Annotated in this window: 25 protein-coding genes; 20 read left to right on the forward strand and 5 right to left on the reverse strand. The window is 74.0% G+C overall.

Annotation, left to right across the window (positions count from 1 at the left end; genetic code table 11):
- The first annotated feature begins 5 nt into the window (after positions 1–5).
- The 4 genes from KJP73_RS11860 to KJP73_RS11875 are packed head-to-tail and all read left to right on the forward strand — an operon-like array spanning position 6 to position 3,889.
- The gene (locus KJP73_RS11860; RefSeq protein ID WP_213283101.1) at positions 6–782 is read left to right on the forward strand and encodes an ABC transporter ATP-binding protein; all 777 of its coding nucleotides are present in this window, start codon (positions 6–8) and stop codon (positions 780–782) included.
- Positions 758–2,320, forward strand: a complete 1,563-nt coding sequence (locus KJP73_RS11865; protein WP_213283071.1) for a hypothetical protein — start codon at positions 758–760, stop codon at positions 2,318–2,320. Before KJP73_RS11860 ends, KJP73_RS11865 begins: the two co-directional genes overlap by 25 nt.
- A gap of 26 nt (positions 2,321–2,346) precedes the next feature.
- Entirely contained in the window at positions 2,347–3,432 is a 1,086-nt protein-coding gene (ychF, locus tag KJP73_RS11870) for a redox-regulated ATPase YchF (protein ID WP_213283072.1), read from the forward strand.
- Positions 3,433–3,457: 25 nt separating this feature from the next.
- Positions 3,458–3,889 carry a DUF2510 domain-containing protein gene (locus tag KJP73_RS11875; RefSeq protein WP_213283073.1) on the forward strand — a complete coding sequence of 144 codons (432 nt, stop codon included), beginning with the start codon at positions 3,458–3,460 and terminating at the stop codon, positions 3,887–3,889.
- A gap of 70 nt (positions 3,890–3,959) precedes the next feature.
- Here KJP73_RS11875 and KJP73_RS11880 read toward each other — a convergent pair whose 3' ends face one another.
- On the reverse strand, positions 3,960–4,640 hold the full coding sequence (locus KJP73_RS11880) for a hemerythrin domain-containing protein (protein ID WP_213283074.1): 681 nt from the start codon (positions 4,638–4,640) through the stop codon (positions 3,960–3,962).
- Positions 4,641–4,711: 71 nt separating this feature from the next.
- Here KJP73_RS11880 and KJP73_RS11885 point away from each other — a divergent pair, with 71 nt between their 5' ends.
- The 5 genes from KJP73_RS11885 to KJP73_RS11905 all read left to right on the forward strand — a co-directional run bounded on the left by KJP73_RS11885 (position 4,712) and on the right by KJP73_RS11905 (position 10,788).
- A complete protein-coding gene (locus KJP73_RS11885) occupies positions 4,712–5,326 on the forward strand; it encodes a CGNR zinc finger domain-containing protein (protein ID WP_213283075.1) in 615 nt (204 codons plus the stop codon).
- A gap of 77 nt (positions 5,327–5,403) precedes the next feature.
- Positions 5,404–5,814 carry a VOC family protein gene (locus KJP73_RS11890; protein WP_213283076.1) on the forward strand — a complete coding sequence of 137 codons (411 nt, stop codon included), beginning with the start codon at positions 5,404–5,406 and terminating at the stop codon, positions 5,812–5,814.
- Positions 5,815–6,118: 304 nt separating this feature from the next.
- On the forward strand, positions 6,119–7,966 hold the full coding sequence (locus tag KJP73_RS11895; RefSeq protein WP_213283077.1) for an ABC transporter family substrate-binding protein: 1,848 nt from the start codon (positions 6,119–6,121) through the stop codon (positions 7,964–7,966).
- Between the two features lie 258 nt (positions 7,967–8,224).
- On the forward strand, positions 8,225–9,694 hold the full coding sequence (locus KJP73_RS11900) for an ABC transporter permease (RefSeq protein WP_349628308.1): 1,470 nt from the start codon (positions 8,225–8,227) through the stop codon (positions 9,692–9,694).
- Entirely contained in the window at positions 9,691–10,788 is a 1,098-nt protein-coding gene (locus tag KJP73_RS11905; protein ID WP_213283079.1) for an ABC transporter permease, read from the forward strand. The genes KJP73_RS11900 and KJP73_RS11905 overlap by 4 nt, the downstream gene beginning before the upstream one ends.
- 26 nt (positions 10,789–10,814) lie before the next feature.
- On the opposite strand, the gene KJP73_RS11910 is transcribed toward KJP73_RS11905, so the two are convergent.
- Positions 10,815–11,420 carry a PH domain-containing protein gene (locus KJP73_RS11910; RefSeq protein WP_213283080.1) on the reverse strand — a complete coding sequence of 202 codons (606 nt, stop codon included), beginning with the start codon at positions 11,418–11,420 and terminating at the stop codon, positions 10,815–10,817.
- Between the two features lie 84 nt (positions 11,421–11,504).
- On the opposite strand from KJP73_RS11910, the gene KJP73_RS11915 reads away from it, so the two are divergent.
- The 6 genes from KJP73_RS11915 (at position 11,505) to KJP73_RS11940 (ending at position 19,354) form a co-directional block, all read left to right on the forward strand.
- A complete protein-coding gene (locus tag KJP73_RS11915) occupies positions 11,505–13,328 on the forward strand; it encodes an ABC transporter ATP-binding protein (RefSeq protein WP_249669330.1) in 1,824 nt (607 codons plus the stop codon).
- A 134-nt stretch (positions 13,329–13,462) separates the two neighbouring features.
- The gene (typA, locus tag KJP73_RS11920; protein ID WP_213283081.1) at positions 13,463–15,400 is read left to right on the forward strand and encodes a translational GTPase TypA; all 1,938 of its coding nucleotides are present in this window, start codon (positions 13,463–13,465) and stop codon (positions 15,398–15,400) included.
- A 10-nt stretch (positions 15,401–15,410) separates the two neighbouring features.
- Positions 15,411–16,454, forward strand: coding sequence for a PIG-L family deacetylase (locus KJP73_RS11925; RefSeq protein WP_213283082.1), 1,044 nt, complete (start codon positions 15,411–15,413; stop codon positions 16,452–16,454).
- Positions 16,455–16,459: 5 nt separating this feature from the next.
- The gene (locus KJP73_RS11930; RefSeq protein ID WP_249669331.1) at positions 16,460–16,882 is read left to right on the forward strand and encodes a hypothetical protein; all 423 of its coding nucleotides are present in this window, start codon (positions 16,460–16,462) and stop codon (positions 16,880–16,882) included.
- On the forward strand, positions 16,879–17,409 hold the full coding sequence (locus tag KJP73_RS11935) for a flavin reductase family protein (RefSeq protein ID WP_213283083.1): 531 nt from the start codon (positions 16,879–16,881) through the stop codon (positions 17,407–17,409). The genes KJP73_RS11930 and KJP73_RS11935 overlap by 4 nt, the downstream gene beginning before the upstream one ends.
- 154 nt (positions 17,410–17,563) lie before the next feature.
- Complete coding sequence (locus KJP73_RS11940; RefSeq protein ID WP_213283084.1) at positions 17,564–19,354, forward strand: VanW family protein; 1,791 nt, start codon at positions 17,564–17,566, stop codon at positions 19,352–19,354.
- Positions 19,355–19,378: 24 nt separating this feature from the next.
- On the opposite strand, the gene KJP73_RS11945 is transcribed toward KJP73_RS11940, so the two are convergent.
- A complete protein-coding gene (locus KJP73_RS11945; RefSeq protein WP_213283085.1) occupies positions 19,379–19,633 on the reverse strand; it encodes a putative acetyltransferase in 255 nt (84 codons plus the stop codon).
- Between the two features lie 136 nt (positions 19,634–19,769).
- On the opposite strand from KJP73_RS11945, the gene fdxA reads away from it, so the two are divergent.
- The 5 genes from fdxA (at position 19,770) to KJP73_RS11970 (ending at position 24,573) form a co-directional block, all read left to right on the forward strand.
- Positions 19,770–20,096, forward strand: coding sequence for a ferredoxin (fdxA, locus tag KJP73_RS11950; RefSeq protein ID WP_213283086.1), 327 nt, complete (start codon positions 19,770–19,772; stop codon positions 20,094–20,096).
- 5 nt (positions 20,097–20,101) lie between these two features.
- The gene (gene dapC / locus KJP73_RS11955) at positions 20,102–21,259 is read left to right on the forward strand and encodes a succinyldiaminopimelate transaminase (protein ID WP_213283087.1); all 1,158 of its coding nucleotides are present in this window, start codon (positions 20,102–20,104) and stop codon (positions 21,257–21,259) included.
- A gap of 200 nt (positions 21,260–21,459) precedes the next feature.
- On the forward strand, positions 21,460–22,758 hold the full coding sequence (locus tag KJP73_RS11960) for a citrate synthase (RefSeq protein WP_213283088.1): 1,299 nt from the start codon (positions 21,460–21,462) through the stop codon (positions 22,756–22,758).
- Between the two features lie 223 nt (positions 22,759–22,981).
- Positions 22,982–23,683: a PAS domain-containing protein gene (locus tag KJP73_RS11965; RefSeq protein WP_213283089.1), complete on the forward strand. Its 702-nt coding sequence runs from the start codon at positions 22,982–22,984 to the stop codon at positions 23,681–23,683.
- Positions 23,680–24,573, forward strand: coding sequence for a methyl-accepting chemotaxis protein (locus KJP73_RS11970; RefSeq protein ID WP_249669333.1), 894 nt, complete (start codon positions 23,680–23,682; stop codon positions 24,571–24,573). Before KJP73_RS11965 ends, KJP73_RS11970 begins: the two co-directional genes overlap by 4 nt.
- Before the next feature lie 56 nt (positions 24,574–24,629).
- Here the strand turns inward: KJP73_RS11970 and KJP73_RS11975 are convergent, their stop codons facing one another.
- Positions 24,630–25,553: a hypothetical protein gene (locus KJP73_RS11975; protein ID WP_213283090.1), complete on the reverse strand. Its 924-nt coding sequence runs from the start codon at positions 25,551–25,553 to the stop codon at positions 24,630–24,632.
- Positions 25,554–25,557: 4 nt separating this feature from the next.
- Positions 25,558–26,529 (reverse strand): 2,3,4,5-tetrahydropyridine-2,6-dicarboxylate N-succinyltransferase, encoded by a 972-nt coding sequence (dapD, locus tag KJP73_RS11980; protein ID WP_213283091.1) that lies wholly within the window; start codon positions 26,527–26,529, stop codon positions 25,558–25,560.
- Between the last annotated feature and the right edge of the window lie 43 nt (positions 26,530–26,572).

Genomic DNA, 26,572 nt, shown 5'->3' on the forward strand with positions numbered 1-26,572 from the left:
CGCCGTTGGGGCCGTCCAGCCCGCCCCCCGCCCTGTCGATCCAGGGCCTCTGGAAGCGGTTCGGCACGAAGATCGCGGTCGCCGGCGTCGACCTGGAGGTGCCCTCCGGCTCGTTCTACGGGCTGGTCGGCCCCAACGGCGCGGGGAAGACGACGACCCTGTCGATGGCGACCGGGCTGCTGCGCCCCGACTTCGGCCGCGTCCTCGTGCGCGGGCAGGACCTGTGGGCCGACCCGCTGCACGTCAAGGCGGTGCTGGGCGTCCTGCCGGACGGGGTGCGGCTGTTCGACCGGCTGACCGGCGCGCAGCTCGTCACGTACGCCGGGCTGCTGCGCGGGCTGGACCGGGACACCGTGCGCGACCGGACGGCCGACCTGCTGCGGACCTTCGACCTCACGGCGGACGCCGACACCCTGGTCGTCGACTACTCGGCGGGCATGACCAAGAAGATCGCCCTGGCCTGCGCGCTGGTGCACGCCCCGCGGGTGCTGGTCCTCGACGAGCCCTTCGAGGCCGTCGACCCCGTCTCGGCCGCCAACATCCGCGACATCCTCGCGTCCTACGTGGCGAGCGGCGGCACGGTGGTCGTGTCCTCCCACGTCATGGACCTGGTGCAGCGCATGTGTGACCACGTCGCGGTCATCGCCGGCGGGCACGTGCTCGCGCAGGGGACCGTGGACGAGGTGCGGGGCGCCGCGACGCTGGAGGACCGGTTCGTCGAGCTCGTGGGTGGCCGCCGCACGGAGGGGGCGCTCGCGTGGCTGCGCACCTCGTCCGACTGAAGCTGACGCTGCTGCGCAACGGCCTGCGGCGGAGCGTGTGGAAGCTGATCGGGCTGCTGCTCGGCCTGGCGTACGTGCTGTTCCTGCTGGCGCTGGCGACGGCGGGACTGGCGCTGCTGGGGGCGCAGCGCGACCCGGAGCTGTCCCGCACCGTGGTGGTGCTCGCCGGGACGCTGCTGGTCGCGGGGTGGTGGCTGCTGCCGCTGGTGGCGTTCGGCGTGGACAGCACCCTGGACCCGGAGCGGTTCCGGCTGTTCCCGATGCGCCGCCGCTCGATGCTCACAGGCCTGGCCCTCGCGGGGCTGGTCGGCGTCCCGGGGCTGGCGACCACGCTGCTCGGCGCGGGCTCGGCCCTCGCGTGGACGTGGGACCTCGCCGCCGCCGTGGCGGCCCTGGTGGGTGCCGTCCTGGGGGTCGCGCTGTGCGTCGTCGGCTCGCGTGCCGTCACCACCCTGCTCGCGCCCCTCGTCTCCGGGCGCCGGTTCCGGGAGGTCGCGGCGGTGCTCGCCATCGTCCCGCTGATGCTCGCCGGGCCGATCCTGCTGGGCGTGACCGCCGGGCTGTCCGCAGTCGCCGACGTGCTGCCGCGGGTGGCCGTCGTGGCTGGCTGGACGCCGGTGGGCGCGCCGTGGGCGCTGGCGGCGGACGTGGCGGACGGCGCCTGGCTCGCCGCCGCCGGGAAGGCCGCGATCTGCCTCGCCGCCCTGGCGGTGCTCGTCGCGGTGTGGGACCGGGCGCTGTCGGCCGCGCTGGTGCGGCCCGAGGGCGGGGGCCGGGTCGCGCGCGGGCACGGGCTCGGGTTCTTCGACCGGGTGCCCGCCACGCCGACGGGCGCGGTCGTCGCCCGCTGCCTCACGTACTGGCTGCGCGACTCCCGGTACGCCGCGGCGGTCGCCGTGGTGCCGGTCCTGGTGCTGCTGCTGTGGTTCCTCGGCCGCGGGGGAGACGTCGTGCTCGGCGCCGGCGTCCTGGTCGCGTTCGTCATGGGCTGGTCGCTGTCCGCGGACGTCGCCTACGACGACACGGCGTTCTGGACGCACGTGGCCGCGCCCGTCGACGGCCGGGTGGACCGGGCCGGCCGGGCCGTCGCGGGACTGGTCGTGGGCGGCGTGGTCGTGCTGGCCACGGACGTCCTCGTGCTGGGCGTCGCGGACCGCTGGGACGCCACGCTCCCGGTGCTGGGCATGTCGCTGGGCGTGCTCGGCGCGGGCGTCGGCGCGTCGTCGGTGTACTCCGCCCGCGTGGTCTACCCGGTCCCGAAGCCGGGCGAGAACCCGTTCTCGACGCCGCAGGGCACGTCGTTCGCGGTGATGGTCACGCAGAGCGTCGGCATGCTCGTGCTGCTGGCGCTGTGCCTGCCGACCGTCGGCCTCGGGATCGCGGCGCTGGTCACGGGCCACGCGGTGCTGGACGTGCTGACGCTCGCCGTCGGGCTGGGCGTCGGCGCGGCCGCCGTCGTGGTCGGGGTGCGGCTCGGCGCCCGCGTGTACGACCGCCGGGCACCGGAGCTGCTGCAGACGATCCGCTCGTTCGCCTGAGCGGCGCCCCCCTAGGATGGTGCCCCGTGGCACTCACCATCGGCATCGTCGGCCTGCCCAACGTCGGCAAGTCCACGCTCTTCAACGCCCTCACCCGCGCGCAGGTCCTCGCGGCGAACTACCCGTTCGCGACGATCGAGCCCAACGTGGGTGTCGTGCCGCTGCCCGACCCCCGGCTCGACACGCTGGCCGAGATCTTCGGCAGCGAGAAGATCCTCCCGGCGACCGTGTCGTTCGTGGACATCGCGGGCATCGTCAAGGGCGCGAGCGAGGGCGAGGGGCTCGGCAACAAGTTCCTCGCGAACATCCGCGAGGCCGAGGCGATCTGCCAGGTCACCCGCGCGTTCGCCGACCCGGACGTCGTGCACGTCGACGGCCGCGTCTCGCCGAAGGACGACATCGAGACGATCAACACCGAGCTGGTGCTGGCCGACCTGCAGACCCTCGAGAAGGTCGTCCCGCGGCTCGAGAAGGAGGTCCGGATCAAGAAGTCGGACCCCGCCGAGCTCGCCGCCGCGCAGGCCGCCCAGGCCGTGCTCGAGTCCGGTCAGACGCTGTTCCAGGGCGCGAAGGCCGCCGGGATCGACCTCGCGGACCTCGCGTCGCTGCAGCTCATGACGGCCAAGCCGTTCATCTACGTGTTCAACACCGACGACGCCGGCCTGGCCGACACCGCGATGCAGGACGAGCTGCGCGCGTTCGTCGCCCCGGCCGACGCGATCTTCCTCGACGCGAAGTTCGAGTCCGACCTGGTCGAGCTCGAGCCCGACGAGGCCAAGGAGATGCTCGCGGAGAACGGCCAGGCCGAGTCGGGCCTCGACCAGCTCGCCCGCGTCGGGTTCCACACGCTCGGCCTGCAGACGTACCTGACGGCCGGCCCGAAGGAGTCCCGCGCCTGGACGATCCACCAGGGCTGGACCGCGCCGCAGGCGGCCGGGGTCATCCACACGGACTTCCAGAAGGGCTTCATCAAGGCGGAGGTCATCAGCTTCGACGACCTCGTCGAGGCCGGGTCCGTCGCCGCCGCGCGCGCCGCGGGCAAGGCCCGGATCGAGGGCAAGGACTACGTGATGGTCGACGGCGACGTGGTGGAGTTCCGCTTCAACGTCTGACCGGACCACGCAGAGGAGAGGCCACGTGAGCGGCTACGGACCTGCCCCCCTCGGGGGCGCGGAGAGCGCGGCGGCGTCCGGCGGGGCCGCCGTCGGCCCCGTCGCTGCGGACGCCGGCTGGTACCCGGACCCGATGGGTGCGGGCGGGCAGCGCTGGTGGGACGGCCGGGTCTGGACGGAGTACACCCGACCGGCCGGCGGCTACGCCCCGCCGGTGCAGCCACGCAACCCGATGGCGACCGCGGGGCTGGTGCTCGGGATCGTCTCGCTGGTCGTGAACACCCTGACGATCACGGCCCTCGTGGGCATCGTGCTGTCCGGGATCGGTCTGGCCAGGGCGAGCACGCTGCAGCGGTACGGCTACGCGCCGGTGGGCCGGGCCAAGGCCGCGTGGGGTCTCGGGCTCTCCGTCGCCGGGTTCTTCTTCACCGCGTTCTTCAAGCTCTTCCTGTTCTGACGCCGCCGCCGCCGATGCGGCCCCTGCGCGCATCGGAGGGGCGTCGCCGGCCCGCGCCCGGCCGGGCCGGTCACGCCCCGTAGACCCGCGCCCGGTGCGCGGCGAACTGCCGCCGCCCCACCGTGTGCCAGAGCAGCCGCACGGGTGCGGGCAGGTTGGTCCGCAGCCAGCCGCTGCGCTCGGAGGCGGGCATCGCGTCGACCAGCCAGCCGAGCTGGAGGAACAGCCGGTTCCGCGGGATGGCGGCCATGCCGTGCGCGTGCAGCTGGTCCCACTCGCGCTGGCTCATCACGCTCGACGCCGTCGGCATGATCGCGTCCTCCTCCTGACCGAGGTGCAGGTCCAGCAGGCGGTGCAGGTCGTCGAGCCGCGCGGCCACCGCGTCGCGGGCCGGCGCCGCGGCGTCCGCCTCCCACGCGGTCAGTGCCACGTCGAGGTCGCGGAGCAGCGCCGCGACGCCCGCGTGCTGGCTGCGCATGAGGCCCACGTGCAGCGCGCACGCCGGCGCCCGCTGCTCGAGCGTGTCCCACAGCAGCAGGTCCTCGCCCTCGTGGTGGTGGTGCAGGCCCTCGGCGACCTCCCGGACGTGCGCGGACACCACGCGCATCCGGGCGGTGTCGCCGGCGGGGGCGCCACGGACGAGCGCCGGCGCGTCGCCGAAGGCCCGGCGGAACAGCTGGTGGATGTGCACGAGCCCCGAGGTGTCGCACCCCGGGGCGTCCCTGGCGCTGCGGGCGGTGCTGGCGGTCATCGTCGATCTCGCTCTCGGTCGGCTGCGTCACCGGCTAACGCTGAACAGTGGTGACGACTATCCTCGTGACCATGTCCGACGTCAAGACCGCGGTGCGGGCCGACCTGCCCGCCGGCCCGCCCGCCGGCCCGCGCGCCGACCCGGCCGCCGACCCGCTCGACGCCTGGGTCACGCGCGGCGCGGAGCCCGGGGTCGCGCCCGGGGTGACGGAGCGCCTGCGCGCGCTGCTCAACACCGACGACCGGTTCCACGGCGTCGACCGGCTGCGGGGGCACGGCCCGTCCGCGCTCGTGGAGGTCCGCGACGCGCTGCGCCACTACCTCGTGACGGGTGACGGCGCCCCGCTCGGGGCGGTCGCGGCGGAGCACCCGCTGGTCGTCGACGTCCGGGAGGACGGGCTCCGGCTCGCCCCGGCCCCGGGGTCGGGGGCGGACGCGGCGCTGGTCGCCGGGGTGCTCGCGAGCCTCCACGAGGCGGTGGGCTCGGGGGACTGGGGCCGGCTCAAGGCGTGCGCCAACCCGGACTGCCGGTGGATCTACCACGACGCCTCCCGCAACCGGTCCGGCCGCTGGTGCTCGATGGGGGAGTGCGGCGACGTGATGAAGGCGCGCGCGTACCGGCGGCGGGGCCGGGCCGGCACGGAGCGGGGCGCCGCGGAGCCGGCCGGCACGGAGCCCACCGGCTGAGCGTCCCTGCGACGGCCGGTCGTACGCTCGCGGGTGCCGGCCGGTCGACCGTCGACCGACCCGCACAGGAGGCGACGATGCTCTCCGACCACCCCGCGATGCCCTGCCTCGCCGTGAGCGACCTGGCCCGGGCCCGCCGGTTCTACGAGGAGACGCTGGGGTTCCACCAGATGGAGCTGCCCGGCATGGAGGACGACGTCATGGGCGTCGTGTACGCGACCAAGCAGGGCGGGATGCTCGTGTACCCGTCCTCGTACGCCGGCACGAACCGTGCCACCGCGGTGTCGTTCGTGGTGGACGACGCCGCGTTCGACGACGAGGTCGCCGGGCTGCGCTCGCGCGGCGTGCAGTTCCAGACGTTCGACATGCCGTCGGGCACCTGGGAGGACGGCGTGCTGCGCGACGGCGCGATGCGGTCGGCCTGGTTCGCCGACCCGGACGGCAACGTGCTCAACGTCGAGGCCGTGCGCGTGGGCGCCGCGGTCTGACACCACGTCCTGGCGGGGTCCTCGGCGGTGGCGTGGGGGCCCCGCCGCGGCGTGCCATAGCGCCTCGCCCCTGCTCCGCCATGTTTCGTCCGTGTTTCCGGCAGGTTCCGTCTCGCCTGCTGGACACTACCGCCCAGTATCGATCCGGTAACGATCACCCGCGGTGCCCGTTCCGTGGCGATTGTGACCCGGATCGCTCACTACCGTGGCTCCATCCATGGCGGGACCGTGCGTCCACCACCCCGTGCCGGCCGAGCCGGCGTCGGGGGTACGGACGCCGAGCGCCACCTTCTCAGGAGGAACATTGAGGATCACACGAAAGGCCGCAGCGGCGGTCTCGATCGCGGCAGCCGGCGCCCTGGCGCTCACCGCGTGCTCGAGCTCCGGCGGCGACGACGAGGGCGGCAACGACTCCGGGATCAACACCGAGTCCTCGGTGAACATCGCCTGGAACCAGCCGTTCTTCTCCTACAACCAGGAGAGCATCACCGGTAACGCGACGGCCAACTCGGTCATCACCTACCTGACGAAGTCGGCGTTCAACTACTACGACTCCGACCTAAACCTGGTCCAGGACGAGTCGTTCGGCACGTACGAGAAGACCTCGGACGACCCGCTGACCATCGAGTACACCTTCGCGGACACCGCGAAGTGGTCCGACGGCGTGCAGGTCAGCCCGGAGGACTTCCTCCTCGAGTGGGCCGCCCAGAGCGGCACGTACAACACCGTCGAGGCGGAGTACGACGAGGAGGGCAACGTCACGAACCAGGAGGCCCTGGACGCCGGCATCGCCTTCGACGCCGCCGCCCCGTGCGCCGCCCTGATCGAGACGCCGGAGATCGACGGCTCGACCATCACCTTCACGTACTCCAAGCCGTTCGCGGACTGGGAGACCTGCATGACGGCCCCGACGCTCCCGGCGCACGTCGTCGGTGAGCGCGCGCTCGGCACCGCCGCGGGCGAGGAGTCGGCGACGGCCGTGGCCGACGCGATCCTCAACAACGACTCCGCGGCGCTGTCCAAGATCGCGAAGGTGTGGAGCACCGACTTCAACTACACCTCGATGCCGGACGACGAGGGCCTGTACCTGTCCAACGGCGCGTACATCATGACGGACTTCGTCGAGGAGCAGTACATGACCCTCAAGGCCAACGAGGCCTACGAGGGTGAGAACACCGCCTCCATCGGCACCGTCACGGTCCGCTGGAACGGTGACCCGATGGGTCAGGTCCAGGCGCTGCAGAACGGTGAGGTCGACCTCATCAACCCGCAGTCGACCGCGGACGTCCTCGCGGCGCTCCAGGACATCGAGGGCCTCGAGGTCGAGACCAGCCCCGAGGGCACCTACGAGCACGTCGACCTGCAGCAGGGCAACGGCGGCCCGTTCGACCCCGCGGCCTACGGCGGCGACGCCGAGAAGGCCAAGAAGGTCCGCCAGGCGTTCCTCAAGACGATCCCGCGCCAGGACATCGTCGACAGCCTGATCAAGCCGCTGCAGGAGGACGCCGAGGTGCGTAGCTCCTACACCGTCGTCCCGGGCTCCCCGAACTACGACGCCGTGTCCGAGGCCAGCGGCCAGGACGAGCAGTACGGCGAGGTCGACATCGAGGGCGCCAAGGCGCTCCTCGCCGAGGCCGGCGTCCCGGCGGTCAACGTCCGCCTGCTCTTCGACCCGGAGAACACCCGCCGGCAGAACGAGTACCAGCTGATCGCGGCCTCCGCGGCCGAGGCCGGCTTCACGGTCACGCCGTACCAGGTCCAGACCGACTGGGGCACCGACCTGAGCAACGCGACGAGCTTCTACGACGCGGCGCTCTTCGGCTGGCAGTCCGAGTCCACCGCCGTGACCGAGTCGGACGCGAACTACCGCACCGGCGCGACGAACAACTACTACGGCTACTCGAACACCGAGGTCGACGCGCTGTTCGACCAGCTCCAGGTGGCGACGGACCCCGACGAGCAGACCGAGCTCCTCGGCCAGATCGAGAAGCACCTCGTGGACGACGCCTTCGGCGTGACGATCTTCCAGTTCCCCGGCGTCACCGCCTGGAACCCGGAGACGATCGACAACATCTCGAAGGTCTCGATCAACCCGACGGTGTTCGCCCAGTTCTGGAAGTGGACCCCCGGCTCCGCCGCTTCGGCGAGCTGACCCGAGGCTCCGCACGCCCACGGCGGCCGGGACGCGATTGGCGTCCCGGCCGCCGCAGGGCACATCATCACCTTCAGGAAGGGCGCCGAGGCTCCCCGCCCCGGCGCCCTTCCTCGTGCCCCGCGACTCGTGCGGGGTACGAGCGGACAAAAGGGATAGGATCCCCTCCCGTCCGCGGCACCCTTCCGTGAGCGAGGTTCCGTCTCCGTGCTGAGATTCCTGTGGCGCCGCTTCCTAGCGGGGCTGGCCACGTTGTTCGTGGCTCTCTTCTTGATGTACATCCTGGTCAACGCGGCGATCGACCCCCTCGCCGACCTCCGCGAGAGCACGGCGCCCAACAAGGCGCAGCTCATCGAGGCGCGGATCGACCAGCTGAACCTCGAGACCAACGTGGTCGTCCGGTTCTTCCAGTGGATCGGCAACTTCCTCACCGGTGACTGGGGCATCGCGTGGCGGACGGGCCAGGAGGTCACGACGCTGATCTCCCACGCCATCGGCTCGACGCTCGAGCTCGTCACCGCCGCGACGTTCCTCGCGCTGATCCTCGGCGTCTTCGTCGGTGTCGTGAGCGCGCTGCGGCAGTACAGCAGCTTCGACTACCTGATCATCTTCGTGTCGTTCCTGCTGTACTCGCTGCCCTCCTTCTGGGTGGCCGTCCTGCTCAAGCAGTGGGGCGCCATCGGCTTCAACGACTTCCTCGCCGACCCCACGCTGTCGTGGGCCGTGATCATCGGCCTGGCCGTGCTCTCGGGCGTGCTGTGGATGCTCGCCGTGGGCGGCTCGGTGCGCCGGCGCGTGCAGACGTTCGTCACCGCGACCGTGGCCACCGGGGCGCTGCTGGCGTACCTGCAGCTGTCGGGCTGGTGGGACGAGCCGCAGATCGGCCCGGTCCTGCTGATCATCCTGGGCGCCGGCACCGCGCTGGCCGTCGCGGCCGTGTCCGCGGGCCTGCAGAACCGCCGCGCGCTGTTCACCACGCTGACCGTCGTGGTCATCGGCGTCGTCCTGTACTTCCCGCTGCAGGGCCTGTTCGACAGCATCGACGAGTCGCACCTGCTGATCGCCGGCCTGGCCGTCGTCACGGTGCTCGTCGGCTGGTTCGTCGGCATCCTGTTCGGCGGCCCCGACCGCGGCATCTCCGCGCGCGCCGGTGCGATCACGGCCCTCGTCATGGGCGCGATGATCTTCGCGGACCAGGTCATGCGGTACTGGCCGGACTACTACACCGCGCTGCGCGGGCGGCCGATCCCGACCTTCGGCGACCGGACCCCGAACCTCGGCGGCAACTACTGGGTGCAGGTGCTCGACTCGTTCACCCACCTGATCCTGCCGACGCTGACGCTGATCCTCATCGCGTTCGCGGCGTACACCCGGTACTCGCGCTCGAGCATGCTCGAGGTGATGAACCAGGACTACATCCGCACCGCGCGCGCCAAGGGCCTGCCGGAGCGGGTCGTCGTGGTCCGCCACGGGTTCCGCAACACGCTGATCCCGCTGGCCACCGTGGTCCCGATCGACGTCATCACCCTCATCGGCGGCGCGATCATCACCGAGGCCGTGTTCGCGCGGCCCGGCATGGGTCAGCTCTTCGTGCGGTCCCTGCAGGGCGCCGAGATCGAGCCCGTGATGGCCTACCTCTTCATCACCGCGGCGCTGGCCATCATCGCGAGCATCGTCGCGGACATCATCTACGCGGTCGTCGACCCCCGGATCCGGTTGGACGCATGAGCACCCAGGCACCCACTCCCCAGAGCCCCGACGAGCGGCCCGCCGAGCACCTCGAGAACGCGATCGAGCTGCAGGACGTCGCCGGTCTGTCGCAGGGGCAGATCGTCCGGCGGCGGTTCTTCCGCCACCGCGGCGCCATCGCCGGCCTGGTCGTCCTCGCAGCCGTCGTCCTCCTGGCCTTCACCTCGGTGGGCTTCGGGCCCGTCCCGGGCTGGTGGAAGTACACCGGCGCCCCGGACCCGGCCAACATCACCAACCCCGGCGGCGCGCCGACGCTCAGCATGCCGACGTGGCTCGGCGGCACCGGCTTCGCACTCGGCGAGCACCCGCTCGGCCAGGACGAGATCGGGCGCGACATGTTCGCCCAGGTCATGCGCGGCACCCAGACGTCGCTCATGGTCATGGCGATCATCGGCGTCGTGTCCTGCATCGTCGGCGTGCTGATCGGCTCGCTGGCCGGGTTCTTCCGCGGCCGGCTCGAGACGGTCCTCATGCGGACCACCGACCTGGTCATCACGGTGCCGTCGCTCGTGATCGGCGCCGTCGTCGGGAAGCTCGCCGGCGGTGTCTCGGGCCTCGTGTTCGCGGTGGCCCTGGGCCTCATCCTGTGGACGAGCCTGGCGCGGCTGGTGCGCGGCGAGTTCCTGTCGCTGCGCGAGCGGGAGTTCGTCGACGCGGCCCGCGTGGCCGGCGCCAGCAGCTCGCGGATCATCTTCAAGCACATCCTGCCCAACGCGATCGGCGTGATCATCGTCAGCACCACGCTGCTGATGAGCCAGGCGATCCTGCTGGAGACGGCCCTGTCGTACATCGGGTTCGGCATCACGCCGCCCGAGGTCTCCCTGGGCCGCCTGATCAGCGACTACCAGAGCGCGTTCGCCACCCGCCCGTGGCTGTTCTGGTGGCCGGGTCTGTTCATCGTGGCGATCGCGCTGAGCATCAACTTCATCGGCGACGGCCTGCGCGACGCGTTCGACCCGCGGCAGAAGCGCATCCCGTCCCAGCGCAAGATGGAGAAGGCGGAGGCGCGCTCGCGCGAGACCGCGATGCCGCTGCAGGTGCAGGGCCGCAACGCGGGCCTGGGCCCGAGCTAGTGACCGCCCCCGCCCCGCGGCGCGCGTCAGCCGACCAGGCTGCCCAGCACGCCCGCCACCAGCAGCACGGCCACGACCGCGATCGTGCGGCCGTGCCAGGTGCTGCGCGGCGTGACGCCCGCCTCGACGGCGCGCTCCGCGTCGCTCAGGTGGCCGGCGGCCTGGAGCCGCTGGTAGCGGTCGGCGACCGCGCGGGCCGCGCCGTCCGCGGTGCCCGGGTGGCGCAGCACGGCGTCGGCCGGCGCGGACCGCGGCCCCTCGGCCTCGGAGCCGCGACGCAGCCGCGCCACGGTGCCGCTGGCGCGGGGAGCCGCCCAGGCGCTCACGCGGCCCTCGGTGGTGCGGACCTCCAGGGAGTAGCCGGCCTCGACGCCGCGGAACGCGGGCCACGGCACCTCCACCGTGCGCCACACGTTGCGGACCTCCACGCCGCCGTCGCTCACCACGACGCGCGGCAGCCAGAACAGCGCGGCGACCAGCACCACGCCCAGCAGCGCCCAGGCGCCGTGGGCGAGGGCGTAGCGGACACCGTCGCTCACCACCATGCTGACCAGGACGATCACGGCCACCACGGCGCTCGCGCCCGTGAGAACGCGGCCGTACGTCGAGCAGAACACGTGCGTGGGACCCATGGCCCCATGCTCCCAGACGCCCGGTCGACGACCGCGACGTCATGGTGCACCGGCACGCAGCCGGTGCAGGAAGGACACTGAACCGTGGCCATCGACACCTCCCACGCCTCCGCAGCGGCCCCCAGCACCCAGCCGGTGCTGAGCGTCCGCGACCTCGGCGTCGACTTCTACGTCGACGGCGCCTGGTTCCCCGCGGCCAAGGGCGTCAGCTACGACGTGCGGCCCGGCGAGGTCCTGGCGATCGTCGGCGAGTCCGGGTCGGGCAAGACCCAGTCCTCGATGGCGCTGCTCGGCCTGCTGCCGCCCAACGGCCGCGCCCGGGGCAGCGCGAAGATCGGCGACCGCGAGCTCATCGGCATGTCGTCCGGCAAGCTCCGCCGCATCCGCGGCAAGGAGATCGCGGTGATCTTCCAGGAGCCGATGACGGCCCTGAACCCCGTCTACACGATCGGCTTCCAGATCGTCGAGACGCTCCGCACGCACTTCGAGATGGGCCCGGTCGCCGCCAAGGAGCGCGCGATCGAGCTGCTGCGCCTCGTGGAGATCCCCGAGCCCGAGCGCCGCTTCGACTCCTACCCGCACCAGCTGTCGGGCGGTCAGCGTCAGCGCGCGATGATCGCGCAGTCCCTGGCGTGCGACCCCAAGCTGCTGATCGCCGACGAGCCGACCACCGCGCTCGACGTCACGGTCCAGGCCGAGATCCTCAAGCTCATGCGGGACCTGCGGCACCGCATCAACTCCGGCATCATCCTCATCACCCACGACATGGGCGTGGTGGCCGACATGGCCGACAGCATCGTGGTGATGAAGGACGGCGAGGTCGTCGAGCACGGCACGTCGGCCGAGATCTTCGCGGCGCCGAAGCACACGTACACGCAGCGGCTGCTCGCGTCCGTCCCGCACCTCGGCCGCAGCGTCACCACCGCCGAGCCCGTCGAGGGGGAGGCCGTGCTGTCGCAGGCGATCCCCGCGACCGCCCAGGCCACCACCGTGCTCGAGGCCCGCGACATGGTCGTGGAGTACCCGGGCCGCGGGCGGGTCCCGGCGTTCCGCGCGGTGGACGAGGTCAGCTTCACGATCCGGCAGGGCGAGGTGCTCGGCCTGGTGGGCGAGTCCGGCTCCGGCAAGACCACGATCGGCCGCGCCATCGTCGGCCTGCTGCCCGTCACGGGCGGGTCGCTGTCGATCGCGGGCACCGACATGGTCGGCGCCACCACCAAGACGCTGCGCCCGCTGCGCAGCCAGGTCGGCATCGTGTTCCAGGACCCGGGATCGTCCCTGAACCCGCGGCTCCCGATCGGCGAGTCCATCGCCGAGCCGCTCATGCTGCACAAGGGCATCAAGGGCGCCGACCTCAGCCGCGAGGTCGAGCGGCTGCTCGACCAGGTGCAGCTGCCGCGCGCCATGCGCAACCGCTACCCGCACGAGCTGTCCGGCGGCCAGCGCCAGCGCGTCGGCATCGCCCGCGCGCTGTCCCTGGAGCCGAAGCTGCTGGTCGCGGACGAGCCGACGTCGGCCCTCGACGTCTCGGTGCAGGCCACGGTGCTGGAGCTGTTCCAGGAGCTGCAGCGCGAGCACGGCTTCGCGTGCCTGTTCATCAGCCACGACCTCGCGGTCGTCGAGATCCTGTCCGACCGGATCGCCGTCATGCACAAGGGCAAGCTCGTCGAGGCGGGGGACACCGCCCAGGTCGTCACCGCCCCGCAGCACCCGTACACGCAGCGGCTGCTCGCGGCCGTGCCGGTCCCGGACCCCGAGGAGCAGCGCCGCCGCCGCGAGACCCGCGACGCGATGCTCGAGGCCCAGCGTGCCGAGCTCGAGCGCGAGGAGGCCGCGTCGGTGGTCGGCGCGGTCGCCCCGCACGCCGAGGACGTCGAGGTGCGGCACCTGCCGCCGACGGGCGTCTGAGCGCCACCCGTACCACCTGCGCACCGCCCGTGCACGAGGCCTCCTCGTGCACGGGCGGTGCGTGCGCGTAGAATCGATCGGCGCTCGACGTCGTCGCGCCCCACCTCCCCACCCCTCGCGGAATGAGTCCTGATATGTCTGTGCCCTCGACGCCCACGGGAACCCGTGTGCGCGGCGATCTGCGCAACGTCGCGATCGTCGCCCACGTCGACCACGGCAAGACCACCCTCGTCGACGCCATGCTCCACCAGTCCGGTGCCTTCGGCGCCCACGCGCACGTCGACGAGCGCGCCATGGACTCCGGCGACCTCGAGCGCGAGAAGGGCATCACGATCCTCGCGAAGAACACCGCGGTGCACTACGCCGGCCCCGCGGCCGCCGCGGCGGGCCAGCCCGGCGGGATCACGATCAACGTGATCGACACCCCGGGTCACGCCGACTTCGGCGGCGAGGTCGAGCGCGGCCTGTCGATGGTCGACGGCGTCGTGCTGCTCGTCGACGCGTCCGAGGGCCCGCTGCCGCAGACGCGCTTCGTGCTCCGCAAGGCCCTGGCCGCGAAGCTCCCCGTCATCCTCGTGGTGAACAAGGTCGACCGCCCCGACTCCCGGATCTCCGAGGTCGTCGCCGAGGCCACCGACCTGCTGCTGGGCCTGGCGTCCGACCTGCACGACGAGGTCGAGGACCTGGACCTCGATGCGATCCTCGACGTCCCCGTCGTGTACGCCGCGGCGAAGGCCGGCCGCGCGTCGCTCACCCAGCCCGCCGACGGCGGCCTGCCGGACTCCGAGAACCTCGAGCCGCTGTTCGCGACGATCCTCGAGAAGATCCCGGCGCCCACCTACACCGAGGGCGCGCCGCTACAGGCGCACGTCACCAACCTCGACGCGTCGCCGTTCCTCGGCCGCCTAGCGCTGCTCCGCATCTTCAACGGCGAGCTGGTCAAGGGCCAGACCGTCGCCTGGGCGCGTGCCGACGGCACCATGCAGAACGTCCGGATCACCGAGCTGCTCGAGACCAAGGCGCTCGACCGCGTCCCGACCGACAAGGCCGGGCCCGGCGACATCGTGGCCGTGGCGGGCATCGCCGACATCACCATCGGCGAGACGCTGACCGACCCCGACGACCCGCGGCCGCTGCCGCTCATCACGGTCGACGACCCGGCGATCTCGATGACCATCGGCATCAACACGTCCCCGCTGGCCGGCAAGGGCGGCAAGAACCACAAGGTCACGGCCCGGCAGGTCAAGGACCGCCTCGACGCCGAGCTCATCGGCAACGTGTCGCTCCGCGTCGTCCCGACCGACCGCCCGGACGCCTGGGAGGTCCAGGGCCGCGGCGAGCTGGCGCTGGCGATCCTCGTCGAGCAGATGCGCCGCGAGGGCTTCGAGCTCACCGTCGGCAAGCCGCAGGTGGTCACCAAGACCATCGACGGCAAGGTGCACGAGCCCGTCGAGCGCATGACGATCGACGTGCCCGAGGAGTACCTGGGCGCCGTCACCCAGCTGCTCGCGCAGCGCAAGGGCCGCATGGAGACGATGTCGAACCACGGCACCGGCTGGGTCCGCATGGAGTTCCTGGTCCCGTCGCGCGGCCTCATCGGCTTCCGCACCCGGTTCCTCACCGACACCCGCGGCACCGGCATCGCGTCCTCCATCGCGGAGGGCTACGAGCCGTGGGCCGGCCCGATCGAGACCCGCGTCGCCGGCTCGCTCGTCGCCGACCGCGCCGGGTCCGTGACGCCGTTCGCGATGATCAACCTGCAGGAGCGCGGGTCGTTCTTCGTCGACCCGACGCAGGAGGTCTACGAGGGCATGATCGTCGGCGAGAACTCCCGCGCCGAGGACATGGACGTCAACATCACCAAGGAGAAGAAGCTCACCAACATGCGCTCCTCCACGGCCGACAACTTCGAGAACCTGGTGCCGCCGCGGCACCTGACCCTCGAGGAGTCGCTGGAGTTCGCCCGCGAGGACGAGTGCGTCGAGGTGACCCCCGAGGTCGTGCGCATCCGCAAGGTGATCCTCGACCAGACGGAGCGCGCCCGCGCCACCGCGCGGAGCAAGCGCTCCTGACGCGTCTCCGATGCACCTGACCGCGAGCACGTCCCCCACGGGGGGCGTGCTCGCGGTGCACGCGCACCCGGACGACGAGACGCTGACGTCCGGCGCGCTGCTCGCGACGTGGGCCGCCGCCGGGCTGCCGGTGACCGTCGTGACCTGCACCCGCGGGGAGCGCGGCGAGGTGATCGGCGCGGCGCTGGCGCACCTGGAGGGCGACGGCCCGGCGCTGGCCCGGCACCGGGAGCGTGAGGTCGCGGCGGCGGTCGCCGCGCTGGGCGTCCGGGACCACCGCTTCCTGGACACCCTCCCTGCCCCGGTCCCACCGGTCCTGCCCGGACCGCGGTACGAGGACTCCGGGATGGCCTGGCTGGGGGTCGGGCGGGCCGGTGGCACGGGGGACGTGCCGTCCGGGGCGTTCGTCGCGGTGCCGCTCGGCGATGCCGTCGGGCGGCTGGCCGGGCTGATCCGGGAGCGCCGGCCCGACCTCGTCGTCACGTACGAGCCCGGCGGCGGCTACGGCCACCCCGACCACGTCCGGGCGCACGAGGTGACGACGCGCGCCGTGGAGCTCGCGGCGGACCCGGCGTGGGGGTCCGGCGCGACCTGGTCGCCCGGCGTCGCGTGGGCCGTCGCGCCGGCCGGCGCCCTGCGCGCGGGGTACGCCGCCCTGGCGGACGACCCGGGCGTGGCCGCCGTGCTCGCCGCGCACGCCGACGACCGTCGCGCGACCCGCGAGTCCCCTCTCGCGCTCCCCGACCCGGAGGGCCCGCTGCCGTCCGTGGCAGTGCCGGGCCCGGTCGACCTGGTGGTCGACGTGCGCCCCGTCCGCGACCGCGTGCTCGCGGCCCTGCGCGCGCACGCCACCCAGGTGCAGGCCGTCCGCCCGCTCGACCACCCCGGGGCCGTCGCGTGCCTGGCCCTGTCGAACCTCGTGCTCGCGCCCGTCCTGCCGGAGGAGTGCTATCGGTGGGCACCGCGCCGGGCGCCGCGCGCGGACCTGCCGCTGCCGCCCGGTGCACGGGTGGCGCACCCGCGTGACGCGCGCCCGGCGCCGGACGTAGCCTGACGCCCGTGCCGCGCCTGACCCTCCGCCTCGTCCTCCGCCTGCTGGGCGCCCTGCTGCTGGGCGTGCTCGTCGGCGCCGTCGGCACGGTGATGCACCGCTCGGAGCGGCCGTGGGGCGTGGTCGTGTGCCTGCTGCTCGTGCTCGCCGCGGCGGTCTCGGTGCGCGCCGCATCGGACTGGCGCGGGTCGCTCGCCCTGCTGGTCGGGCTGTTCGTGTCCGCGCAGGTCCTGTCCGGGCGCGGCCCCGGCGGGGACGTGCTGGTGCCGGCCGACGGCCCGATCGGGTGGGTGTGGACGCTCGGCGCGCTGGCGGTCGGCCTGGCGGTCGCCCTCGCGCCACGGGCGTGGTTTGCGGACGTCCCGCTGCGGCGCCGCGCGGCAGGGCCCTCGGCGACCCCGGCGACCCCGGCGACCCCGGCCGCGCCGTGACCCGCGTCGACCCGCTCTTCGGGGACGGCGCCGTCACCGGTCAGGCGGCCACGGACGCCTACCGGAGCGCGATCAGCCGGCTCCCCGCCGGCGTCGCCGTGGTCGCGGTGCGCTGGCGCGGGCTCGACCACGCGATGACCGCCAGCGCGGTGACGTCCGTGTCCCTCGAGCCGCCGATGCTCCTGTTCTGCGTGCACCAGGACGCCCGCCTGCGGGAGGCGCTCGACGACGTCGACACGTGGGCGGTCAGCGTGCTCGCGGACGACCAGGCGCCCGTCGCCGACTGGCTGGCCTCGCCGGGGCGCCCGGCGATCGGGCAGCTCGGGCGCGTCCCGCACGAGCCGGCGCCGCGCTCCGGCGCCGCGTGGGTGACCGGTGCCGCCGCGTGGTTCGAGTGCCGGACGGCGCAGGTCGTCGCGGCCGGGGACCACGACCTCGTCGTCGGGCAGGTGCTGGAGTCCCGCGAGGGCGACGCCGAGGCGGGCAGCCTCGTGCACCTGCGGCGCCGGGTCCGCGGCCTGCGCTGACCTGCTCCGCGCGGCGGCGGCCGGGCCGTTGTGAAGTCGTGACCTGCCGGACCGGGGCAAACGGGGCGGTGGCGCGGCGGCGGGACGAGCCGCCCCCGTAGAATCGCTCGCGGCGTGGTGACCTGCGCGCCGCGTCTCGCGAGGGGGAACCTGGATGGCCAAGGGCAGCGCGGAGGGCACCGAGCCCGTCGTCGACGGGGACGGCCCGGGGGACTCGTGGTCCCCGCTCGACGAGTTCGAGCCCGACCGCCCGCGCCGTCGCCGGCTGCGGACCGTCCTGATCGTCGCGGGCGTGGTCGTCGTGCTCGGCGGTGCGTACGTCGGTGCCGCGTACGCGCTGGCCGACCGGGTGCCCCGCGGGACGACCGTCGCGGGCGTCGAGGTCGGCGGGATGACCAGCGACCGCGCCGAGCAGGCACTCAACGACGGGCTCGGCGACCTCGCAGGCGAGCCGGTCCCGGTTGCGGCGGAGGAGATGACGGGGTCCGTCGACCCGGCGGCCGCGGGCCTGACGCTGGACGTGCCGGCGACGGTCGACGGGCTCACCGGCGTGGACCTGCGGCCGCAGCGGCTCTGGCAGCACCTGGTCGGCGGCGGCAGCGAGGCGCCCGTGACCCACGTCGACGAGGACGCCCTCGACGCCGCGGTGGAGAACCTCACCGGCACGCTCGCGCTCGCCCCGGTCGACGGGTCGATCGTGTTCGCCGACGGGGAGCCGCACGCGGTGGAGGCCGTCGACGGCTGGGCGCTGGACGCCGACGCCGTGCGGGAGACGCTCGCCGAGGACTGGCTGACCGCGGCGCGGCCGCTCGAGCTGACGACCGAGGCGGTCGAGCCCGACATCACGCAGGAGGAGACCGACACCGCGCTGCAGGAGGTCGCGGCCCGTGTCGCCGCCGCACCCGTGCAGCTGACCGTGGGCGGCCAGGCGGTCGAGCTCCCGGCCGACGTGCTGACCGCCGTGTCGTCGTTCGTGCCGCAGGACTCGGACCTGGTGCTGCAGATGGACGGCGCCGCGCTGGTCGAGGCCGTGCTCGCGCGCACGACGAACCTGCTGACGACGTCCTCCGACGCCACGTTCGACCTGTCCAGCGGCAGCCCGGTGATCGTCCCCGGCACGCCCGGGACGACGCTCGACCCCGCGACCCTCGCGCAGGCGGTCGCCACGGCGGCGAGCGGCGACGCGCGCACCGCGACGGTCGAGCTCGTGCAGTCCGACCCCGCGCAGTCCACGGCCGCGCTGGAGGCGCTCGGGGTCGCGCAGGTGGTCTCGGAGTTCTCCACGCCGCTGACCAGCGAGCCGCGCCGCACGCAGAACATCGCCGCCGGTGCGGCCGCGATCAACGGCACGCTGGTCCGCCCGGGGGAGACGTTCAGCCTCACGGACGCCCTGGGCCCGATCGACGCCGCCCACGGGTTCACCACGGCCGGCGCGATCGTCAACGGCGAGCACACCGACGCGTGGGGCGGCGGGCTGTCGCAGCTGTCGACCACGACCTTCAACGCCGCCTACCTGGCCGGCATGGAGGACGTCGAGCACAAGCCGCACTCGGAGTGGTTCACCCGGTACCCGGCGGGCCGCGAGGCGACGATCTACACCGGCACGCTCGACATGAGGTGGAAGAACAACACCCCGTACGGCGCGCTCGTGCAGGCGTGGGTGGCGGACGGCAAGACCTGGGTGCGGCTGTGGAGCACGCCGTACTGGGAGGTCACGTCGGAGTCCGGCCCGAAGACCAACGTCGTGCAGCCGACCACCGTGTACTCCCAGTCGCCGACCTGCGAGCCGCAGTCGCCCGGCAACCCCGGGTTCCGGATCACCGTGACCCGGACGGTCAAGCTGAACGGCGCGGTCGTCGCCACGGAGCCGTACACCTGGACGTACAAGCCGCAGAACCGCGTGGTGTGCGGCACCGACCCGGCGACGGCGCCCCCGGCGGGCTGACGCGCGCGCCGCGCCCCGGACCGGTCAGGGGCGCGGGCGCCGGCGTTCCGGCGCGGGCGGGACGAGCTTGCCGATCGCGATCTCCGCGCCCGGGACCCGCACGTCGCCCGACCGGCGGGTGCGGACGGTCACCCCGGCGTCGTCGACGGCCACCAGGTCGCCGAGCACGTCCGTGTAGGGCTGCGGCTCCCCGGGGGGCAGGCGCCGCCGCACCACGACGCGCTGCCCGACGTGCCACGCGCGCCACGGTGCGTCGGGGGCTCCCGGGTCGTCCGTCACTGTGGCGCTCCTCTCGGCAGGGACTGCGGTCGTGACTGCGCCGTCGGTGCGCAGGTGAGCGATACTAGGAGCCGCCAGCCCGACCGAACCGGACCGCCGCCCGACCGCCCTGGCAGCCGAGCGTGGAGGACGCACCGTGACCTATGTGATCGCCCAGCCCTGCGTGGACGTCAAGGACAAGGCGTGCATCGAGGAGTGTCCGGTCGACTGCATCTACGAGGGCAAGCGGTCGCTGTACATCCACCCCGACGAGTGCGTGGACTGCGGCGCCTGCGAGCCGGTGTGCCCGGTCGAGGCCATCTACTACGAGGACGACGTCCCCGAGCAGTGGACCGAGTACTACAAGGCGAACGTCGAGTTCTTCGACGACCTGGGCTCCCCGGGCGGCGCGGCGAAGATGGGCATGATCGAGAAGGACCACCCGATCATCGCGACGCTGCCGCTCCAGGTGCACGGCGAGTAGAGCGCGTGGGCCTGCTGACCGGTGCCCTGCCGGACTTCCCCTGGGACACGCTGACCCCGTACGGCGACCGCGCGCGGGCGCACCCCGGCGGCATCGTCGACCTGTCCGTCGGCACCCCGGTGGACCCCACCCCGGCTCTGGTCCGGCGCGCGCTCGCCGACGCCGCGGACGCGCCCGGGTACCCGCAGACGTGGGGCACGCCGGCGCTGCGGGAGGCCGTCGTCGCGTGGTTCGCCCGGCGCCGCGGCGTGCCGGGCCTGGACCCGGCCGGCGTGCTGCCGACCGTGGGGTCGAAGGAGCTCGTGGCGCTGCTGCCCGCGCTCCTCGGCCTCGGGGCGGGCGACCTGGTGGCGCACCCCGCGGCGGCCTACCCGACGTACGACGTGGGTGCCCGGCTGGCCGGCGCCGAGCCGGTGGCTACGGACGACCCCGTCGCGCTGCTGTCGGGTCCGGACGGCGACCGGGTGCGGCTCGTGTGGCTGAACTCGCCGGGCAACCCGGACGGCCGCGTGCTGGCGGCGCAGGACCTGCGCGCGGTCGTCGAGGCGGCGCGCGCCGTGCAGGCCCGCACCGGCCGGCCCGTCGTCGTGGCGTCCGACGAGTGCTACGCCGAGCTCGCCTGGGACGAGCCGTGGGCGACCGACGGGGTGCCGAGCGTGCTCGACCCGCGGGTCACCGACGGCGACGTCACCGGGCTGCTGGCGCTGTACTCGCTGTCCAAGCAGTCGAACCTCGCGGGGTACCGGGCGGCGTTCGCGGCGGGGGACCCGGCGCTGGTCGCCGACCTGCTCGCCACCCGCAAGCACGCCGGGATGATCGTGCCCGCGCCGGTGCAGGCGGCCATGACGGTCGCGCTCGGCGACGACGCGCACGTGGCCGAGCAGCGCGAGCGGTACCGCACCCGGCGGACGGCCCTGCTGGCGGCGCTCGGCGGCGCCGGCCTCGTCGTCGACCGGTCCGCCGCGGGCCTGTACCTGTGGGCGCGCCCGGCTGCCGGCGACGACGACTGCTGGGCCACGGTCGCCCGGCTGGCCGACCGCGGCGTCCTCGTGGCGCCGGGCTCGTTCTACGGTGCGCCGCGGCACGTGCGCGTGGCCCTGACCGCCACCGACGAGCGGGTCGCCGCCGCGGTGGAGCGCCTCGCGGCGGTCCCGGCCGGCTGACAGCACCCGGCCAGGCCCTGTGACCGGGGTCACAGGCCACGCGCGAGCCTCGGGATGGTCGAGCCCCCGGACGGGAAGTACCGTCAGGGCAGGCCGACGCCACCCCCGTGGCGCGCCCGCACCGCAGCGGCCGCCGGCCATCGCACGACCTCGCGACCAGGGACGAGGTCCCGTTCGCACACCGCCCGAGGAGGAGCGCCATGTCCGACGTCGCCACCGAGCCCGTCCAGCTGGTCGTCAACGGCACCCCGCACGACCTGCCGGTGGTCCGCGCCACCGAGGGCAACGACGGCGTCGTCGTGTCGTCCCTGCTGCGCGAGACCGGCCTGGTCACCGTCGACCCCGGCTTCATGAACACCGCGTCCTGCGAGTCGCAGATCACCTACATCGACGGCGACGCGGGCATCCTGCGCTACCGCGGCTACCCGATCGACCAGCTCGCGGAGAAGTCGTCGTTCCTCGAGGTCGCGTACCTGCTGATCAACGGCGAGCTGCCGACGCCGGACCAGCTGGACGCCTTCGTCGAGCGGGTCAACCGGCACACCTTCGTGCACGAGAACTTCCGCACCTTCATGGGCACGTTCCCGTCCGGTGCGCACCCGATGGCCGTCATGTCGTCGGCGATCAACGCGCTCGCCACGTTCTACCCGGAGTCCCTCGACCCGTTCGACCCCGAGACCGTCGAGCTGGCCACGGTGCTGATCCTCGCCAAGACGCGGACCATCACGTCGTACCTGCACCGCACGTCCCGCGGCGAGCCGCTGCTGTACCCCGACTACTCGCGCGGGTACATCGAGGACTTCCTGCGGATGACCTTCGCCGTCCCGTACCAGCAGTACGACGTCGACCCCACCGTGGTGCGCGCGCTCGACAAGCTGCTGATCCTGCACGCCGACCACGAGCAGAACTGCTCGACGTCGACCGTCCGGATCGTCGGCTCCAGCCACGCGAACCTCTACGCGTCCGTCGCGGCGGGCATCAACGCCCTGTCGGGCCCGCTGCACGGCGGCGCGAACGAGGCCGTGCTGAAGATGCTCGCGGAGATCCAGGCCAACGGCGGCGACGCCTCGGACTTCATGCGCCGCGTGAAGAACAAGGAGCAGGGCGTCCGGCTCATGGGCTTCGGGCACCGGGTCTACAAGAACTACGACCCGCGCGCGGCCATCGTCAAGGAGAGCGCCGACGCCGTGCTGGCGGCCCTCGGCGGCAACAACGAGCTGCTGGACATCGCGCGCACCCTCGAGGAGATCGCGCTGTCCGACGAGTACTTCATCTCGCGCAAGCTGTACCCGAACGTCGACTTCTACACGGGGCTCATCTACAAGGCGATGGGCTTCGAGGAGCGCATGTTCACGCCGCTGTTCGCGCTGGGGCGCATGCCCGGCTGGATCGCGCAGTGGCGCGAGATGATGACCGACCCGCAGACGAAGATCGGCCGCCCGCGGCAGGTCTACTCCGGCGCGACCGAGCGCGACTACGTGGCGGCCGACGCCCGCTGACCTCCCGGGCGCTCCGGCGCCCGCGCCCGCGGGCCGAGACCGCGCCCGCGCGCCGAGACCGCGCCCGATCGCCGGGACTGCGCCCTCTGCTGCGGGCGCAGTCCCGTCCACGGGGCGCAGTCCGTGCGCACCTCGCCTGACCTGCGGGAACGGGCAATCGCTTCCCGCCGATCGGTCCCGGCGAAACGGTCAGATCGCCGCACTCCGGACCGATCGGGTCGGCATGTCGCCCACTGAGGCCGCGCAGGACACGCGCGGCACCGGCCGGCGGACCGATCCCGTGCGTGGGCGACGCGCGGTGCGGCCGACCGGCGTCGAACGAGCCTTCGGGCCCGAGGAGATCATCGTCTCCAAGACCGACCCCAGGGGGCTGGTCACGTACGCCAACGACGTGTTCGTGCGCGTCAGCGGCTACGACGAGCAGCAGATCCTGGGGCAGCCGCACAACCTGATCCGGCACCCCGCGATGCCGCGGGCGGTGTTCCGGCTGATGTGGGACGTCATCCCCACCGGCAGGGAGCTGTTCGCGTACGTGCTGAACCTCGCGGCGGACGGCGGGCACTACTGGGTGCTGGCGCACGTCACCGCGTCGCTCGGGCCCGGCGGGCGGGTCGTCGGCTACCACTCCAACCGCCGCTGGGTGCCGCCGGGAACGCGGCGGACCGTCGCCGAGCTGTACGCGCGGGTCCGCGCCGCGGAGGACGCGCACACCCGCACGCCGGACGCGCTGGCGGCGGGGGCCGTGGCGCTGGAGGCGGAGCTGGCGCGGGCGGGCGCGACCTACGACGAGCTGGTCTGGTCTCTCGCGGGGGCCGACGACGCCGTGGACGCGGCCCGCCCGGCCACCCCGCCGACGGCCGCGACCCCGCTGACGGCGGCGACCCTGCCGACCGCGGCCACCCTGACCGTCGGGGCTGCCCGGTGAGCCGGCGCGTCGCCGCGCCGGCCGCGGACCACGCCACCGAGCAGGCGCTCGACCGGATCGCCGCCTTCTGCGACCGGCTGGCCGCGGGGGACCTCGAGGACCGGCTCCCCGCGCTCCCGGGCGGCGACTCCGTCCAGCGCGCCCGCGTCGCCCTCAACCGGGTGGCCGACCTGGTCGACGCCTACGTCCGCGAGTCGCGCGCGTCCCTGACGGCGGCCGGCGAGGGCCGGTTCCACCGCCGGTTCCTGCGGCGCGGCATGCCGGGCGCGTTCCGGGACGGCGCCGTGCAGATCGACGCGGCCCGCGCGGGGCTGGAGGACGCCGCCCGCCGGACGGCGCGGGACCAGCGCGAGCGGGCGGACCTCGCCGAGCGGATGGTGCGGGTCGCCGCGCGCGTGGCCGACTCCGCGCAGGGCCTGGCGTCCGCGGCGACCGCGCTGGCTGCGGCGGCGGAGTCCGCCACGGCCGCCGCGCAGGCGTCCCGGGCGACCGTCCGCGGCCTCACCGACACGTCCGCGCAGATCGAGGAGGCCACGGGGCTGGTGAAGGCCGTCGCCAGCCGCACGCGCCTGCTCGCCCTCAACGCGGCCATCGAGGCGGCGCGCGCGGGAGACGCCGGCCGGGGGTTCGCAGTCGTCGCGGAGGAGGTCCGGACGCTGGCGGACGACTCCGCGGCGCGCTCGGACGACATCGCGCGGCAGGTGGTCGCGGCGCAGGTGGCCGCCGACGAGGCCGGCAGGGCGCTCGGGCGGATCGACGAGATCGTCGCGGGCATGTCGACCCAGGTCGACGCGGTCGCGGCCGCGGCCGGCGGGGGAGACGGCGCGGGCCTGGCGGAGATGGCCGAGCTGCTGCGGGAGGAGATCACGGCGTTCGCGGCGCTGCGCTGAGGCGCGCCCCCGCGCCGCTGCGCCCCCGCGCCCTCGCGCCCCCGCGCCGCTGCCGGTCAGCGCGCGAGCGTGAGGGTGACGGTGTCCACGGCGCCGGTGGCGCCCGCGGCGTCGGCCGCCTGCCAGCCGGGCGTGCCGCGCTCCCAGCGGCTGCCCGCGACGTCCACGGCCACGACGTCGAGCGCCTCGGCGGCCGCGACGGCCCACTGCGCGACCGCCCAGCCCGACCGGACGGGGTCGCCGCCGGACGCACCGGTGAGCGCGGCGGCGTCGAGCGCGACGACCAGCCCGTCGCCCTGCGCGGCCGACGCGTCCACCGCGGCGGTCACGGTGCCGGCGAAGTCCCGCTGCACGCGCGCGGACACGGCGTCCGCGTCGGCCGGGCCGGTGGCCGGGTCGAGGTCGCAGTCCAGCGCGGCCGCCGACCAGCCCGTGAGGGCGGACGCCCAGGCGCGGGACCGGCCCTCGTGCTGCGCGTACGCGTCGGGGAAGCCGGACCGCTGCACCGCCTGCGCGGCCTCGGTGACGGGCAGGTCCGCGTACCCCGGCACCCGGACGAGTCCGTCGTAGAACCGCGTGGTCGAGTACAGCGGGTCCATGATCTGCTCGACGGTGCCCCAGCCCTGCGACGGGCGCTGCTGGAACAGCCCGATCGAGTCCCGGTCCCCGTAGTCGATGTTGATCAGCCGCGACTCCTGCAGGGCCGTCGCCAGCCCGATGGTCGCGGCCCGCGCGGGCAGGCCCCGGTGCATCGAGGTCGCGGCGATCAGCGCGGCGTTGTCGGCCTGGTCGGCGGACAGCTCCCACGCGGTGCCGTCCGCGCTGGCGGTGCAGGTGCGGGACGCCGCCGCGGGGGAGGACCCGTCCAGGAACCACACGACCCCGCCGACCGCCCCGGCCAGGACGACGACCGCGGTCAGCGCGGCGCACCCCAGCCGGGAGGCGGTGCTGCGGCGGGGCGGGCGCGGCGGGCGCGGCACGGCGTCAGTTCGCGTGCAGCGCCGCGTTCAGCGTGATGCCGGTGCCGGAGCGGCCGACCGCCTCGACGCCGCCGGTCAGGGAGTTGCGCCGGAACAGGATGCCGTCGGCACCGGCGAGCTCGCGCGCCTTGACCACGCGCGGGGTGCCGTCGGGGCCGGTGTCGCCCGCCAGCGTCACCTTGGTGCCGGCGGTCAGGTACAGGCCCGCCTCCACTACGCAGTCGTCGCCGAGCGGGATGCCGAGCCCGGCGTTCGCGCCCAGCAGCGACCGCCGGCCGATCGACACGCGCTCGCGTCCGCCGCCGGACAGCGTGCCCATGATCGACGCGCCGCCGCCGATGTCGCTGCCCTCGCCGACCACGACGCCCTGGGAGATGCGCCCCTCGACCATCGAGACGCCGAGGGTGCCGGCGTTGAAGTTCACGAACCCCTCGTGCATGACCGTGGTGCCGGCCGCGAGGTGCGCGCCGAGCCGCACGCGGTCCGCGTCGGCGATCCGCACGCCCTCGGGCAGCACGTAGTCCACCATCCGCGGGAACTTGTCGACGCCGTACACGGTGACGGGGCGGCCGGTCGCCGCGCGCAGGCGTGCGCGGGTGGCCTCGAAGCCCTCGACCGCGCAGGGTCCGAGGGCGGTCCACACGACGTTCGGCAGCGCGGCGAAGATGCCGTCCAGGTTGAGGGAGTTGGGCTGCACCAGCCGGTGCGACAGCAGGTGCAGCCGCAGGTAGGCGTCCGCGGTGCCGTCGGGCGCGGCGTCCAGGTCCACGACGGTCAGCACCGCCTCGGTGCGCACTCCCCGCGCCTCGTCGGCCCGCGCCAGGGCGGCGAGGTCGTCCGGGCAGGGGGCGTCGGCGGGCGGGGCGCCGAGCGCGGGCTGCGGGTACCAGGCGTCCAGCAGGGTCCCGGGGGTGCCGGAGTCGCTTGCGGTGGTCACGGTGGCCAGGCCCCAGCCCCAGGCGGTGCGGTCGCTCATGCCGTCCAGCCTAGGGGCCCGGGGAGGGCCGGCGACCGCCCGG

This window comes from Cellulomonas hominis (genome assembly GCF_901521055.1).
GTDB lineage: Bacteria > Actinomycetota > Actinomycetes > Actinomycetales > Cellulomonadaceae > Cellulomonas > Cellulomonas endometrii.